This window comes from Sedimenticola hydrogenitrophicus (genome assembly GCF_025175675.1).
Lineage (GTDB): Bacteria > Pseudomonadota > Gammaproteobacteria > Chromatiales > Chromatiaceae > Sedimenticola > Sedimenticola hydrogenitrophicus.
Genome location: NZ_JANIOA010000006.1, coordinates 105,804 through 119,703, shown reverse-complemented (window position 1 = coordinate 119,703; position 13,900 = coordinate 105,804). Strand labels below are relative to the sequence as shown.

Genomic DNA, 13,900 nt, shown 5'->3' with positions numbered 1-13,900 from the left:
CAATCCCGTAGGGGCAACCCCCCGTGGTTACCCTTCTGTTCACCGTGCCATCGACCCGGGCAGGCACGGGGGCCTGCCCCTACCCTTCTGTTAAGGGATCACCTGTCGACAACCCGACAAACAGACCTGTGGTGTCTGTAACAAACCCGACATGTCGCGCCCCGGCCGTTTCCCACCGGCAACCACCCAACAGCCCCCTGCCCGCCCGGATTCCCTGTCAAATCAGGGCCGTAAGCGCCCAACCAATTACCCCGCCACGTCCCGGCACAGCGGCTGGCATACTCCTTGCGATGACGACTGTGTCTACTCAACGAGCCGTACAGTCGATGGAATACTTTCTGATCATCCTTTCCAGCGCCCTGGTTAACAACGTGGTGCTGGTCAAGTTTCTCGGGCTCTGCCCGCTGATGGGGGTGTCGAACAAGCTCGACTCCGCACTGGGAATGGGCCTGGCGACCACCTTCGTACTGACCCTTGCCGCCTTCGCCGGCTGGCTGCTGGAGCACTTTGTCCTCACCCCGCTGGATCTCGGTTACCTGCGCATCCTCACCTTCATCCTGGTGATCGCGGTGGTGGTGCAGTTCACCGAGCTGGCGATCCGCAAGACCTCGCCGGCGCTCTACCAGGTGCTGGGGATCTTCCTGCCGCTGATCACCACCAACTGTGCGGTGCTCGGCGTGGCGCTGCTCAATTCCCAGCAGGAGAACAGCCTGCTGGAGAGCCTGCTGTTCGGTTTCGGCTCAGCCCTGGGCTTCACCCTGGTGCTGGTGATGTTCACCGGGCTGCGCGAGCGGCTGGCGCTGGCCAATGTACCGGCCGCCTACAGCGGCGCGCCCATCGCCTGCGTAGTGGCCGGGCTGCTGTCGCTCGCCTTCATGGGTTTTGCCGGACTGACCACGATCTAGGGGGATAACGGGATGATTTCAGCCATTCTCATCATCACGGCCATGGGCATCATCATGGGGGGCATACTGGGCGTCGCCGCCACCTACCTGGCGGTGGAGGGCAATCCGCTGCAGGCCGAGATCGAAGGCCTGCTGCCCGGCTCGCAGTGCGGCCAGTGCGGCTACCTGGGCTGCGCGCCGGCGGCCGCCGCCATCGCCGACGGCGAGGCCCCGGTCACCCTCTGCCCACCGGGCGGCAAGGCCCTGGTGGAGCAGCTGGCCGAGAAGCTGGGGGTCAGCGTCGATCTCTCCGAGGTGGTGGAGCAGGAGCCCCGGGTCGCCTTTGTCCACGAGAACCTCTGCGTCGGCTGCACCAAGTGTCTCAAGCGCTGCCCAACCGATGCCATCCTGGGAGGGCCGAAACAGATCCACGCGGTCTTCATCGACGCCTGTACCGGCTGCGAGAAGTGTTACGAGGTGTGCCCCACCGAGTGCATCGAGATGCGCCCAATCGAGGCGACCCTGCAGACCTGGTACTGGCCGGAACCGGCCCGGGCGGCCTGATATGGATAAAGCGAAAAAATTCAAGCTGTTCAGTATTCGTGGCGGCGTTCACCCCGAGGACCGCAAGCGGCTGAGCGCCGAGCAGGAGATCGAGCCGCTGCCCATGCCGCCGCTGCTGCATATCCCGCTGCAGCAGCATATCGGCGCGCCGGCCGAGCCGCTGGTCAGGCGTGGCGAAATGGTCAAAAAAGGGGCGTTGCTGGCCCGCAGCCAAGGCGCCATCTCCGCCCCGGTGCATGCACCGACCTCGGGACGCATCATGGGCATCGGCGGTTATCCGGCGCACCACGCCTCCGGACTGTCGGTGCGCACCATCACCCTCAAACCCGATGGCCGGGATGAGTGGATCGACAGCCTCGATCCGGTCGCCGAACCCTTCAACCTGGCACCGGAGGAGATCGCCCGGCGGGTCGCCGAGGCCGGTATCGTCGGCATGGGCGGGGCCACCTTCCCCTCCGCGGTCAAACTCAACCTGCGCCAGCGCTATCGCCTGCATACCCTGGTGATCAACGGTGCCGAGTGCGAACCCTACCTCACCTGCGATGACCGGCTGATGCGCGAGCAGCCCGGGCAGGTGCTCGACGGCGTGCGGCTGATGGCCCGCGGCCTCGGTGTGGAACGGGTTCTGTTCGCCATCGAGGACAACAAGCCGGCCGCCCAGCAGGTGATGCGCGCCGCCGCCCGGGTTTATCCCGCCGTCACGGTGGTCGGCCTGCCCACCCGCTACCCGATGGGTTCCGAAAAGCACCTGGTGCAGACCCTCACCGGCCGGGAGACCCCGGCCCGGGGGCTCACCGCCGAACTCGGTATCGTGGTGCATAACGTGGCCACCGCGCTGGCGGTATATGAGGCGTTGCGCCATGGCCGCCCGCTGATCTCCCGGGTGATGACGGTGTCCGGGGGGGCGATCCGCACCCCGCGCAACCTGCGGGTGCCGCTGGGCACCCCGCTCTCCCACCTGATCGACTACTGCGGCGGCTTCACCCGCGAGCCGAGCCGCTTGATCAGCGGCGGCCCGATGATGGGACAACCGCTGCCCAGCACCCGGGTGCCGGTGGTCAAGGGCAGCAACGGCCTGCTGGCGCTGACCGACGAGGAGGTCCAGGGGGGCCGGGAGATGCCCTGCATCCGCTGCGCCAGCTGTGTCCAGGCCTGCCCGTGCGGCTTGGTACCGCTGGAGATGGAGGCCCACATTCGCGCCGGCAGCCTGGACAGTTCGGTGAGACTGGGCCTGCTCGACTGCATCGCCTGCGGCTCCTGCGCCTATGTCTGTCCCTCCCATATCCCGCTGGTGCACTGTTTCAACTACGCCAAGGGCGAGCTGGCCGCGCGCCAGCGCGCCCAGCACAAGCAGGGCGAGACCAAGCGCCTGGCGGAGGCGCGCAGCGCCCGCATGGAAGCGGCCAAGCAGGCCAAGCGGGCGGCCATGCTGAAACGCAAGCAAGCGCAGGAAGCCAAGAAAGCACCGCCGGCCGAGGCCGCACCGGCTGAAACCACGCCGGCTGAAAATGCCCAGGCCGAGGCAAACCCATGACCGTGAAGTCCCCCCGCTCCGCCCCCTATACTCATGCCCGGACCAGCATCGGCCGCACCATGGGGCTGGTGATGCTGGCGCTGCTGCCCGCCACCCTGTTCGGTTTCTACCAGTTCGGCTGGCCGGCGGTGTTCTTGTTCGCCAGCACCCTGCTCGCCGCCGTGCTGGCCGAGGCGCTGTCGCTGCGCCTCGCCGGCAAGCCGCCGCGGCCGTTCCTGCTGGACGGCTCCGCCCTGCTCACCGGCTGGCTGCTGGCGCTGACCCTGCCGCCCTGGGCGCCCTGGTGGATCGGCGTGGTGGGGTCGCTGCTGGCAATCATCGTCGGTAAGCAGATGTTCGGCGGGATCGGGCAGAACCTGTTCAACCCGGCGATGGTGGCGCGGGTGGCGCTGCTGATCTCATCCCCCCTGGAGATGACCCTGTTCACCGCCCCCGCGCCGCTGTTCTCGGCCCAGGCACCAGGGCTTGTGGAGAGCCTGACCATCACCTTCGGCAACCCGGTCGGATTCGATGCCGTCAGCAGCGCCACCACCCTGGGCCACTTCAAGACGGAACTGGGCCGTGGAGTGACCCTGGATCAGGCCGCCGCGGGTACTGCCAGCCTGTGGCAACTGATCGGCGGCGAGGCCGCCGGCAGCCTGGGCGAGACCTCCGCCCTGCTGATCCTGCTCGGCGGCCTGTTCCTGCTCTATAAACGCATCATCACCTGGCATATCCCGCTGGCCATGCTGGGCACCCTGGCGCTACTGGCGAGCCTGTTCCACCTGCTCGATCCCGATCACTACGTCGGCCCCCTGACCCACCTGCTTTCGGGCGCGGCCATCCTGGGTGCGTTTTTCATTGCCACCGACCTGGTGACCTCCCCGGTCTCGCTACGTGGCCAGCTGCTGTTTGGCGCCGGTTGCGGCCTGCTGGTGTATGTCACCCGCACCTGGGCCGGCTATCCCGAGGGCGTCGCCTTCGCGGTGATGCTGATGAACGCCTGCACCCCGCTGATCGATCACTACCTGAAACCGCGCATCTACGGCCGCGACCGCAAGGGCGAGCCGTTGAGCTATACGGAGCAAGCGGAGAAGGGAGGCAATGCCTGATGGCCGGTAAACGCATCCTCTATCCGGCCCTGCTGCTGGGCGGCTTCTCGACTTTGGCCACGGTGCTGCTGGTGGCCGGCAACCTGGTTACCCGCGACGCCATCCAGGAGCGGCAGCGCGAGGACCTGTTGGTCTCGCTGCGCCAGGTGGTGCCGGAAAGTCACTACAGCAACGACCTACTGGCCGATCCGCTGCAACTGCCCGGACCGGACGGAACGCCCATCACCATCTACCGCGGCATCCACGATGGGCAGGTGACTGCCCTGGCCTACCCGATCAGCAGCCAAGGCTACGCCGGGGAGATCCGCCTGATCCTGGGGCTGGACGCGACCGGAAAGATCCTCGGCGTGCGCGTGCTCACCCACGCCGAGACCCCCGGTCTGGGAGACGGTATCGAGGTGGCGAAGAGCGACTGGATACTCGATTTCAACGGCCTCTCCCTTGGCGATCCGCCACAGGAGAAGTGGAAGGTGAAGAAGGACGGCGGCCGCTTCGACGCCTTCAGCGGCGCCACCATCACCCCGCGTGCCGTGGTGAAGGCGATCGAGAATGGACTGGTTTTCTATCGGCAGCAAAAGACCCGGCTACTGGAAGCGCCCCTGAGCAAGGGCCTGCCTGTGGTCCGGGTGGAAGGAGCGCTCCATGAGTAGCGACTACCGGCGTATCGTCAAAGACGGCATCTGGGACAACAACATCGTGTTTGCCCAGACCCTGGCACTCTGCCCGCTGCTGGCCGTCACCGGCACCGCCAGTAACGGACTGGGCATGGGGCTCGCCTCGACCGCGGTGATGGTCGCCTCCGGGCTGCTGATCTCGCTGCTGCGCAACCTCATCACCCCGCAGGTGCGCATCCCGGTGTTCGTGCTCATCATCGCCGTGCTGGTCACCCTGACGGACATGTTCCTGAATGCCTGGCTGCATGACCTGCACAAGGTCCTGGGGCTGTTCATTCCGCTGATTGTCACCAACTGCGCCATCCTCGGGCGTGCCGAGTCCTTCGCCTCGCGCAACCACGCGCTGCCGGCCCTGCTGGACGGGCTGATGATGGGGCTCGGCTTTACCCTGGCGCTGGTGATCCTGGGGGCCAGCCGCGAGCTGCTGGGCAGCGGCACCCTGTTTGCCAATGCCGCGCTGCTGCTGGGTTCCTGGGCGCGGTTCCTGGAGCTGGTGCTGATCCCCGACTACAAGGGTTTTCTGCTGATCATCCTGCCGCCCGGCGGTTTTATCGTGCTCGGTTGCCTGCTGGCGGGCAAGCGGCTGATCGACCGGGCGGTGGCGGCGCGGCGCCGGCGCGCACTGGAAGCCATCGATACGCCGGCCGGCGAAGCGGCCCGGTAGGAGGTAACAGGCCATGAACGTAGGCGTCGCCTATGCAGCCCCGTAGCCTGGATGAAGCCGCCACTACCGAAACAGGCATTAGCGCGAGCACCCGAAGCGGCGCAATCCGGGGGGATTAAAGCAGGTGCCCTAAGGCCCCGGATTCCGCCCGCGCGGGGATCCGTGTTATTCGGGCTTTCGTGGGGCGGGCTTCATCCAGGCTACAAGGGACACAGGATGCAGTGAGCAACCGCATCGATCGAAGCGTACGACTGTATACCCAAATTTACGCTGTACCAGGAGGTATTCGACCATGAACGTAGGCGTCGCCTATGCGGACAGATTCAAGCAGGTGTGGCTGAAGCTGGAGGTGCCGGACGGCAGCACGCTGCGCCAGGCCATCGAACACTCCGGCCTGCTCCGGCAGTTCCCGGAGATCGATCTGGAGAAGCAGAAAGTGGGCATCTTCGGCAAGGTGATGAAACTGGACGCCCCGGCCGAGGAGGGCGCGCGCATCGAGATCTACCGCGCCATCACCGCCGATCCGGAACTGGTCGAACGGCGTGATACTTGACCCGCGCCCCGGCGCGCCACCGCGGAGATATTGAATGGCCGTTGACTGGCTGACCGTCTGGCTGACCCTGAAGCTGGCGACCACCACCACCCTGGTACTGCTGCTGCTGGGCACCCCGCTGGCCTGGTGGCTGGCCAACTCGCGGGCCTGGTGGACGGAGTTGATCGGCACCCTGGTGGCCCTGCCGCTGGTGCTGCCGCCGACCGTGCTGGGCTTCTACCTGCTGCTGATGCTGGGACCGGACGGCCCCATCGGCGAACTCACACTGGCGCTGGGTATCGGCACCCTGCCCTTCACCTTCGCTGGGCTGGTGGTCGGCTCGGTGATCTACTCCCTGCCCTTCGTGGTACAGCCGATCCGCAACGCCTTCGAGGCGATGGGGGAGCGCCCCATCGAGGTCGCCGCCACCCTGCGCGCCTCGCCGCTGCGGCGCTTCTTCACCGTCGCCCTGCCCCTGGCCCGGCCCGGCTTTCTCACCGGCGCGGTACTCGGCTTTGCCCATACCGTGGGGGAGTTCGGCGTCATCCTGATGATCGGCGGCAACATCCCCGGCCAGACCCGGGTGATCTCGGTGGCCATCTACGATCACGTGGAGTCGCTGGAATGGAGCCAGGCGCACTGGCTCTCCGGCGGCATGCTGCTGTTCTCCTTTCTGGTGGTCTACACCATGTATCTGACCGAGCGGCGGCTGCGCCGGGACCGGGCATGAGTGATATCCATGAGTGATATCGAGATCTCGCTGGCCCACACGCTGGGCGATTTCAGCCTGGAGGTGGTGTTCAACACCCCGGCCAGCGGCGTCACCGCCCTGTTCGGCCACTCCGGCTCGGGCAAGACCAGCGTGCTGCGGGCCGTCGCCGGACTGCTGCGGACGGATCACGGCCGCGTTTGCGTCAATGGCGAACTGTGGCAGGACAACGGCCACTTCGTGCCGACCCACCGGCGCCCCCTGGGCTACGTGTTCCAGGAGGCGAGTCTGTTCCCGCACCTCTCGGTGCGCCGCAACCTGGAGTATGGCTGGCGCCAGATCCCGGCCGCGGAGCGCAAGATCGCCTTCGACAGCGCGGTGGAGCTGCTGGGGATCGGACCGCTGCTGCAACGGGCCACCCACCGGCTGTCCGGCGGCGAGCGTCAGCGGGTGGCGATCGCCCGGGCGCTGCTCACCTCGCCCCGGCTGCTGCTGATGGATGAACCGCTCTCGGCCCTGGATCATGCCGCCAGGCAGGCCATCCTGCCCTACCTGGAGTCGCTGCATGACGAGTTCGGCATCCCGTCGCTCTATGTCTCCCACGACCCCCGGGAGGTCGCCCGGCTGGCCGACCAGGTGGTGCTGCTGGACCAGGGCAAGGTGGTGGCCTACGGGGAGGCCTCCAGCATGATGACGCGCCTGGATCTCTCCCTGGCGCGCTACGCCGACGCCACCTCCATCCTGGAGGGGAGCATATCGGCCCATGATCCGACCTACCACCTCACCTGGATCGGCATGCTCGGCGGCCGCGTCGCCGTGCCCCGGCAGGAGCTACCGGTGGGCAAGCGGGCGCGGGTGGAGATCCAGGCCCGCGATGTGAGCCTGTCGCTACGAGCCCATTCCGATACCAGCATCATCAATATCCTGCCGGGGCGGGTGGTGGACACCCAGGAGATCAGCCCCAGCCAACTGCTGGTGCGCCTGGAGCTGGAGGATGGCCAGACCCTGCTGTCGCGCATCACCCGGCGCTCGGCCATGGCTATCGGCCTGCACGAGGGGTGCCGGCTCTATGCCCAGGTCAAGAGTGTGGCGCTGATAGACTAGTGGCACCAACAACGGCGGATGGGTGAAGGAGGAACGACGTAACCCATCAAACGGACAGCTTGCCGTACACGGCGGATGTCTGGCCGAACGTGCCGTCGGTTGGCGGTTGAGGAGTCGGTGGGTTACGCGGCACCCAAGCGTGATCGTGACCTGGTAGCAACGTGCCTGTGCGCCGCTAACCCACCCTACCATCCACACGGGCCAGGGCCGCCCTATTCGGCGTAACCGAGCGCCTCGTCCAAACGGTGCTTGCCCTTGACGAAGATGCCGTTGCCGCGCGCCAGCTCCTGCCCGCGGGCGTTGTAGGCGATCGACTCGACAATGAACTGGGTGCGGGTCTGGCTCACCACCCGGCCCACCGCGCGCATCTCGCCGCTGGCGACCGGCCGGATCAGGTAGGTGGTGAAGGAGGCGGTGAGGACGAACACCTCCGGTTCCAGGGAGCTGGCGGCGAAGTAGGCCGCATCGTCCAGCATCTTGAAATAGACCGAGCCGTGCACCGCCCCCGCCGAGTGGTGGTACTCCTCCCGCAGCTCGATAGAGACCTCCGCCCAGCCTTCCGCGACGGTGATCTCCGGCTGGTAGAGCTGGTTGATCGGGGCCGCCAGGTACATGCGTTGCAGGGCGTGATAGTGCGGCGTCATATCGATCGACATGGTGCTTCTCCTCGGGTGCGAGGGTGTCCGGCCTGGAGACTCCGGGCATTCAGGAAAAAGTCTATCAGAGAGCGGTGACAGCTGCGCGCCGCGTCGACCGGCCGCCCGATCCTCGAGCAGGAGACGCAGCCCCTCGCCGCTGATGTTGACCTGATTGCGCATGCCTGGCTCCCTCGTTGGCCCGTTGAATGGCGGGGTTGAACGGCCGGGTTGGACAGCGGGCGGTGCGTGGCCGGAACACGGCGACCCGCCTAATCGAAGCCCCGCCCCTGGCCGGCCTCCTCGTAGGTTACGCCGTCCCGGATGTGGTAGATGCGCCGGAAGGTCGGGATGATCTTCTCATCATGGGTGACGACGATAATGGCGGTCTCGAAGCGGCGTGCCATCCGGTTCAGGATGCGCATCACCCCCAGTGCCCGCTCGCTGTCCAGCGGCGCGGTCGGTTCGTCGGCCAGGATCACCGGCGGCCGGTTGACCAGGCCGCGGGCGATCGCCACGCGCTGCTGCTCGCCGCCGGAGAGCTGCGACGGCATGGCCCGGGCGCGGTGCTGCACATCGAGCCCCTGCAGCAGTTCCAGCGCCCGGCGGCGGGACTCCGCGTTCGGCTGTCCGGCCAACATCGGCAGCAGCGCCACGTTGTCGGTCACATCGAGAAACGGAATCAGGTAGGGGGCCTGGAACACGAAGCCGATCCGGTCACGCCGCAGGGCGCGCAGATCGCCCACTCGCCAGCCGTCGTCGTAGATCACCTCGTCACCCAGGATCATGCGCCCGGCGGTCGGTTCGATGACCGCGCCCAGGCACTTGAGCAGGGTGCTCTTGCCCGATCCCGAGGGCCCGATCAGCCCCACCACCTCGCCTGGGGCCACCTGCATGTCGACCCCCTTCAGGGCGTCCACGGCGGTGTCGCCCCGGCCGTAGCGTTTGGTCAAACCTTCGATGCGGATACCCTTGCCGCTCATCTCAACCTCCGATCGCTTCGGCCGGGTCGACCTTTAGGGCGGCGCGGATGGCGATCACGCTCGCCAGCACGCAGATCACCACCACCGCGCCGAATCCGATCACTGAATCCAGCGGCAGCAGCAGCACGTACTTAGGGAACACCGGCGCCCAAAAGGTGGCGGTGATCTTGCCCACCGCGAAGCCGATCACCCCGAGGGCGATCGCCTGCTGCAGGATCAGCGCGGCGATGGTGCGGTTGCGGGTGCCGATCAGCTTCAACACCGCGATCTCGCGGATCTTGCCCAGCGTCAGGGTGTAGATGATGAAGGCCACGATGGCCGCGCTGACAATGGCCAGGATCACCAGGAACATGCCGATCTGCCGGGCCGAGGTGGCGATCAGCTTGCCGACCAGGATCTCCTCCATCTGCGGGCGGGTGTAGACGGTGAGCCGCTTCCAGCGGCGGATCGAATCGGCCACCGTGGCCGCGGCATGTCCCGGCGCCAGTTGCACCAGCACCGCGTTGACGTAGGGGTTGCTGCTTTGCGAGTTGATCACCGCATCCAGCAGCCCGGGCACCCCGGGGCGGTTGAAGGCGGGATTGTCGGCGGTGCGCCGACGCTCCTGGCGGATCGCCTCGTTGTCCTTGAGAAACTGCGCCTCCTGGGCATCCCGTAGCGGGATAAACACCATCGGATCGCCGCTGGAGGAGACCATGCGCCGGGTCAGGCCGACCACGCGATAGGCGTTGCGGCGGATCTGGATCCGCTCGCCCAGTTTGAATCCGCTGGCGACATCGGCCACCGCCTCGAAGTGTCCCCGGGTGATCTGGCGCCCGGCCACCAGGCGGGGCGGCCAGCCGGGCAGGCCGGGCTCGCCGGCGGTGATGCCGGTCACCATGGCGCGCACGTCGCGCTCGCCCTGGCGTACCTGCATGGTGAGATAGGTGACGTTGGCCACCCGCGCCACCCCGGGCAGACCGCGCACGCCGCGCCACACGTCATCATGCAGGCTGGAGGATTCGGCATAGGGCCCGAGGGTATCCCGCTGCACCACCCAGAGGTCGGCGCCGCTGTTGTCCAGCAGCACCCGGGCGTCGTCCACCATGCCGCGATAGACGCCGGCCATGGTCAGGGTGACCCCGATCAGCAGACCCAGACCGATGCCGGTGAAGACGAACTTGCCCCAGGCGTGCAGGATATCGCGGCCGGCCAGGCTGATCACGACCCGGCTCCGGACAGACGCTCCACCGGGGTAATCCGGCTCCGCGCGCTCAGCGCCCGGGCACTGTAGACAACGATGCGGTCGCCGCTTCTCAGCCCCACACGCACCTGAACCCGGCCGTCGAGACCGGCAACACCCAGCTCGACCGGGGTGAAACGCAGGTCGCCCCCGCTCACCTGCCAGACCCCGAGACGGCCCTTGACCCGCTGGATCGCGGCATTGGGAATCACCGGCGCGGACGGCAACCCGGGCAGGCTCACCGTCACCTCCGCCAGTTCACCAAGCGGCGGCAACGGATCGGGAAGACGCGCAAAACTCACCTTGGCCAGGGTCTCCTCGGTGACTTGGTCGGCCAGCGGTTCGACCCGCAGCACCTGGCCCGCCAGCCGCTGCCCGGCACGGGAACGCAGCACGATCCCGGCCGGCAGCGCCGCCCGCAGTCCCTGCGCCTCGGTCTGGTTGAAGCGCACGTTGATCCACAGGCTGTTGGTATCGATCAGCTCCACCACCGCCTGGCCGGCCACCACCGTGGTGCCGGGATCGGCGCCGCGCAGTGTCACCAGACCGGCGGCCGGTGCAACCAGTTGCAGATTGTCGCGTTGCGCCTGCAGCGCCTCCTGTTCCGCGCCGACGCGCACCAGCTCCTCGCGAGCCCCGTCCAGGGCCGCCCCGGTCAACAGCCGTTCCTGCCGTTTGCCGGCCACCACCTCCTCGCTGACTGTATGCGCGGCGAGCAATTTTTCGTAACGCAACGCCTGCGACCGCGCGTAGGCGTGCGCCGCCTCGGCCTCGCGCAACTGCGCCCGGGCGCGTTTCAGTGCCGCCGCCTGGGCCAGCAGCCGGGCCTCCAGGTCCACCGGCTCCATCTCCCCCAGCAGCTGCCCCGCCCGGACCCGATCACCGACCTGCACCTCCAGGCGCTTGACCCGTCCGGCGACCGTGGGGCCGATCCTGTAGCGGTAGCGGGCCTCGACGGTGCCGATGCCGAACAGTGCGGGCGATAAAGTGTGTTCTTCCACGGTGGCCAGGGTGACCGGCACCGGCGCCAGCGGACCGGAACGCACAGCCACGTAGACGAACAGCCCCAGCAGCGGCAACAGCACCGCCAGCAGCCCCAGGGTACGGCCCTGGATCGGCAGCCGTTTCACCGCCCGCTCCCGATGCCACGCCGGTAGATGGCAAATACGCGCGGCGCATCACGGCTGATCCGTTGCACATCGCCCGCCAGCAGCGACTGCATCACCAGCCCCTGGATGGTGCCGACAAACAGGCTGACGGCCGCCTCGGTATCGAGCGCCGGATCGAGCTCCCCCGCCGCCTTGCCGGCCTCGATCAGTTTACGCACCCGCTCGCCATAGCGGCCGATCAGGGTCTGCACCATGCGTTTCGGCGCCGTCTCGCCGGCGTGCTGCAGCTCGCCGAACAGCATGCGCGGCACCCCCGGGTGCTCCGCCACGAAGCCCACGTGGGCCATGAACATCGCCTCCAGCGCCGCACCGGGGGAATTGACCGACCTGATCGCCTTATCCACCCGCGACAACAGGCGCTCCGCCACCCACTCCATCACCGCGCGCAGGATGGCGTCCTTGTTGGGGAAATGGCGGAACAGCGCGCCCTGGGTGAGCCCCATGCGCTTGGCGATGGCGGCGGTGGTGATGTCGCTGGGATTCTGTTCGGCAGCCAGTTCCACCACCGTCTCGACCGTGATGGCGCGCCGCTCCTCGGCCGGCAGGTGTTTGACATGAAGTGCCATGATTGCTCCCAATAAAGATAGTAATTAGTTACTCACTTTATACCTTTTAATCGTCTTGTCAATCTGCTTGAGCGGAAGAAGACGCCATGCCGTGGGTGGAACAGGGGCCGACGCCCGACCCGAGCGGGTAGAATCAGGCGAGGGGAGCGAGGTCGTCCCTCGATTGCCGCAGGTCCTCCTCGCCCCCCAGTTCACGCAGGCCGGTAATGGCGGTGACGATGTGCGGCTCATGCCGGTCCAGCGGATAGACCATGTAGACCGGCAGGGTGATGAGCGGACTATCCTCCACCGGAAACAGCCGCTGCGAACGGATCAGCTTGCGCACCAGGCGCACCGGGAAGTAGGCGGAGCCGCCGTGATTGCTGATCAACTGCATGGCGAGCCAGCCGATATTGACCCGCTGCGCCGAGGTGTCCATGTCCGGAAAGCGGGCGGAGAACTGGGCCAGGAATTCCGGCCCCCAGTCGACGTGCACATAGCTGGAGTCCTGCCAGCGGCGGTCCGGGGCGCTGGTCATCAGCACCAGCGATTCGCCGAAAATATACTCGGCGGCGATGGTGGGCCGGCTTTGCGGGGTGTAGAGCACGCCGATATCGATATCCCCCTGCACCAGTCCCTGCATGATCCCCTCTTCGAAGCCGATCTCCAGCCGCAGCGAGATGTCCGGCGCGCTCCGGCGCATCCACTCCACCCAGTGCGGCAGGAATCCGTCCCACAGGGCGATGCGTCCCTGCAGGGTCAGCCCGGCGCTGAAACCGCTGGAGAGCCCCACGTCATGACGCGCCTGCTCATAGGTGCGCACCAGCACCTTGGCGTGGCGCAGAAAACGCCGTCCCGCCGCCGTCAGTTCGGCGCCGCCGCGGCCACGCCGGAACAGCGGGGTTCCCAACTGCCGCTCCAGGGTCTTGATACGGGCACTGACGGTCGATTGGGTGATGTGCAGTTTGGCCGCGGCGCCGACAAAGTTGCCGGCGGCGGTCACCGCCAGAAAGGTGCGGGCGAACTCGATGTCCATGGATGGCAGCCCTCCTCGGCCAGGTGCGGATGGCCTTATCATATCGAATATTACGATATTAAATAACAATAATATTCGTTTGTTGAATGCTGCTCCCCTATTTATACTGACTCCAGTACCGCCTGCCGCAGCGCGAGGAATCGATGAAAACCAATCCCTTTGCCATACGCACCGAATACGTCACCTTCGATAACCAGCGGATCGCCACCGATCAGGAGGGTTATATCCAGGATTTGGACGACTGGTCTGAAGGCTTTGCCCTGGCGCAGGCGGCAAAAGAGCACCTGACACTGACGGAGGAACATTGGGAGGTGATCCTTTTCATCCGCGATTACTATCACCAGCACCATGTGCAGGCCCAGGTGCGCGACATGATCAAGCACTTCAGAAAGGTCTGGGGAAGCGAACGGGGCAACACCCGCTATCTGCACGACATCTTCCCCATGGGTGGGCCGCAGAAACAGGGCAATCGTCTGGCGGGCATTCGCAAGACCAAGGGTGAACACTGAGCATTCATCCGCGCCGCACCCGGCGCCAACCCACCCTCCTCTCCC

16 protein-coding genes are annotated in these 13,900 nt (G+C 66.7%); 10 read left to right on the top strand and 6 right to left on the bottom strand.

Annotated features, from left to right (window positions below; all coding sequences use genetic code 11):
* The first annotated feature begins 326 nt into the window (after window positions 1-326).
* The 9 genes from rsxA (at window position 327) to modC (ending at window position 7,756) form a co-directional block, all read left to right on the top strand.
* A complete protein-coding gene (gene rsxA, locus NPX02_RS05485; protein ID WP_260292434.1) occupies window positions 327-905 on the top strand; it encodes an electron transport complex subunit RsxA in 579 nt (192 codons plus the stop codon).
* Between the two features lie 12 nt (window positions 906-917).
* Window positions 918-1,448, top strand: a complete 531-nt coding sequence (locus tag NPX02_RS05480; RefSeq protein ID WP_260292432.1) for an RnfABCDGE type electron transport complex subunit B — start codon at window positions 918-920, stop codon at window positions 1,446-1,448.
* A 1-nt stretch (window position 1,449) separates the two neighbouring features.
* The gene (gene rsxC / locus NPX02_RS05475; RefSeq protein WP_260292431.1) at window positions 1,450-2,982 is read left to right on the top strand and encodes an electron transport complex subunit RsxC; all 1,533 of its coding nucleotides are present in this window, start codon (window positions 1,450-1,452) and stop codon (window positions 2,980-2,982) included.
* The gene (locus tag NPX02_RS05470) at window positions 2,979-4,073 is read left to right on the top strand and encodes an RnfABCDGE type electron transport complex subunit D (RefSeq protein ID WP_260292429.1); all 1,095 of its coding nucleotides are present in this window, start codon (window positions 2,979-2,981) and stop codon (window positions 4,071-4,073) included. Before rsxC ends, NPX02_RS05470 begins: the two co-directional genes overlap by 4 nt.
* Window positions 4,073-4,723: an electron transport complex subunit RsxG gene (gene rsxG / locus NPX02_RS05465; protein ID WP_260292427.1), complete on the top strand. Its 651-nt coding sequence runs from the start codon at window positions 4,073-4,075 to the stop codon at window positions 4,721-4,723. Before NPX02_RS05470 ends, rsxG begins: the two co-directional genes overlap by 1 nt.
* The gene (locus NPX02_RS05460) at window positions 4,716-5,411 is read left to right on the top strand and encodes an electron transport complex subunit E (RefSeq protein ID WP_260292425.1); all 696 of its coding nucleotides are present in this window, start codon (window positions 4,716-4,718) and stop codon (window positions 5,409-5,411) included. The genes rsxG and NPX02_RS05460 overlap by 8 nt, the downstream gene beginning before the upstream one ends.
* A 292-nt stretch (window positions 5,412-5,703) precedes the next feature.
* The gene (locus NPX02_RS05455) at window positions 5,704-5,964 is read left to right on the top strand and encodes an RnfH family protein (RefSeq protein WP_260292423.1); all 261 of its coding nucleotides are present in this window, start codon (window positions 5,704-5,706) and stop codon (window positions 5,962-5,964) included.
* 34 nt (window positions 5,965-5,998) lie between these two features.
* Entirely contained in the window at window positions 5,999-6,673 is a 675-nt protein-coding gene (gene modB, locus NPX02_RS05450; protein ID WP_260292422.1) for a molybdate ABC transporter permease subunit, read from the top strand.
* 9 nt (window positions 6,674-6,682) lie between these two features.
* Complete coding sequence (gene modC, locus NPX02_RS05445) at window positions 6,683-7,756, top strand: molybdenum ABC transporter ATP-binding protein (protein WP_260292421.1); 1,074 nt, start codon at window positions 6,683-6,685, stop codon at window positions 7,754-7,756.
* A 212-nt stretch (window positions 7,757-7,968) separates the two neighbouring features.
* Here modC and NPX02_RS05440 read toward each other — a convergent pair whose 3' ends face one another.
* The 6 genes from NPX02_RS05440 to NPX02_RS05415 form a co-directional block, all read right to left on the bottom strand.
* Window positions 7,969-8,574 (bottom strand): PaaI family thioesterase, encoded by a 606-nt coding sequence (locus NPX02_RS05440; RefSeq protein ID WP_335342514.1) that lies wholly within the window; start codon window positions 8,572-8,574, stop codon window positions 7,969-7,971.
* Between the two features lie 89 nt (window positions 8,575-8,663).
* Window positions 8,664-9,374: an ABC transporter ATP-binding protein gene (locus NPX02_RS05435; RefSeq protein ID WP_260292420.1), complete on the bottom strand. Its 711-nt coding sequence runs from the start codon at window positions 9,372-9,374 to the stop codon at window positions 8,664-8,666.
* A 1-nt stretch (window position 9,375) separates the two neighbouring features.
* Window positions 9,376-10,578 (bottom strand): ABC transporter permease, encoded by a 1,203-nt coding sequence (locus NPX02_RS05430; RefSeq protein WP_260292419.1) that lies wholly within the window; start codon window positions 10,576-10,578, stop codon window positions 9,376-9,378.
* Entirely contained in the window at window positions 10,575-11,726 is a 1,152-nt protein-coding gene (locus NPX02_RS05425) for an efflux RND transporter periplasmic adaptor subunit (RefSeq protein WP_260292418.1), read from the bottom strand. Before NPX02_RS05425 ends, NPX02_RS05430 begins: the two co-directional genes overlap by 4 nt.
* Window positions 11,723-12,331 (bottom strand): TetR/AcrR family transcriptional regulator, encoded by a 609-nt coding sequence (locus NPX02_RS05420; protein WP_260292417.1) that lies wholly within the window; start codon window positions 12,329-12,331, stop codon window positions 11,723-11,725. Before NPX02_RS05420 ends, NPX02_RS05425 begins: the two co-directional genes overlap by 4 nt.
* Before the next feature lie 133 nt (window positions 12,332-12,464).
* A complete protein-coding gene (locus NPX02_RS05415) occupies window positions 12,465-13,346 on the bottom strand; it encodes a LysR family transcriptional regulator (protein WP_260292416.1) in 882 nt (293 codons plus the stop codon).
* A 143-nt stretch (window positions 13,347-13,489) separates the two neighbouring features.
* Here NPX02_RS05415 and NPX02_RS05410 point away from each other — a divergent pair, with 143 nt between their 5' ends.
* Window positions 13,490-13,855 (top strand): TusE/DsrC/DsvC family sulfur relay protein, encoded by a 366-nt coding sequence (locus tag NPX02_RS05410; protein WP_260292415.1) that lies wholly within the window; start codon window positions 13,490-13,492, stop codon window positions 13,853-13,855.
* Window positions 13,856-13,900 lie beyond the last annotated feature (45 nt).

Excerpts from the sequence above, each read along its gene's own strand:
- rsxA (WP_260292434.1), top strand. The coding sequence starts at position 327 with ATGGAATACTTTCTGATCATCCTTTCCAGCGCCCTGGTTAACAACGTG.
- NPX02_RS05480 (WP_260292432.1), top strand. The coding sequence starts at position 918 with ATGATTTCAGCCATTCTCATCATCACGGCCATGGGCATCATCATGGGG.
- rsxC (WP_260292431.1), top strand. The coding sequence starts at position 1,450 with ATGGATAAAGCGAAAAAATTCAAGCTGTTCAGTATTCGTGGCGGCGTT.
- NPX02_RS05470 (WP_260292429.1), top strand. The coding sequence starts at position 2,979 with ATGACCGTGAAGTCCCCCCGCTCCGCCCCCTATACTCATGCCCGGACC.
- rsxG (WP_260292427.1), top strand. The coding sequence starts at position 4,073 with ATGGCCGGTAAACGCATCCTCTATCCGGCCCTGCTGCTGGGCGGCTTC.
- NPX02_RS05460 (WP_260292425.1), top strand. The coding sequence starts at position 4,716 with ATGAGTAGCGACTACCGGCGTATCGTCAAAGACGGCATCTGGGACAAC.
- NPX02_RS05455 (WP_260292423.1), top strand. The coding sequence starts at position 5,704 with ATGAACGTAGGCGTCGCCTATGCGGACAGATTCAAGCAGGTGTGGCTG.
- modB (WP_260292422.1), top strand. The coding sequence starts at position 5,999 with ATGGCCGTTGACTGGCTGACCGTCTGGCTGACCCTGAAGCTGGCGACC.
- modC (WP_260292421.1), top strand. The coding sequence starts at position 6,683 with ATGAGTGATATCGAGATCTCGCTGGCCCACACGCTGGGCGATTTCAGC.
- NPX02_RS05440 (WP_335342514.1), bottom strand. The coding sequence starts at position 8,574 with ATGCGCAATCAGGTCAACATCAGCGGCGAGGGGCTGCGTCTCCTGCTC.
- NPX02_RS05435 (WP_260292420.1), bottom strand. The coding sequence starts at position 9,374 with ATGAGCGGCAAGGGTATCCGCATCGAAGGTTTGACCAAACGCTACGGC.
- NPX02_RS05420 (WP_260292417.1), bottom strand. The coding sequence starts at position 12,331 with ATGGCACTTCATGTCAAACACCTGCCGGCCGAGGAGCGGCGCGCCATC.
- NPX02_RS05415 (WP_260292416.1), bottom strand. The coding sequence starts at position 13,346 with ATGGACATCGAGTTCGCCCGCACCTTTCTGGCGGTGACCGCCGCCGGC.
- NPX02_RS05410 (WP_260292415.1), top strand. The coding sequence starts at position 13,490 with ATGAAAACCAATCCCTTTGCCATACGCACCGAATACGTCACCTTCGAT.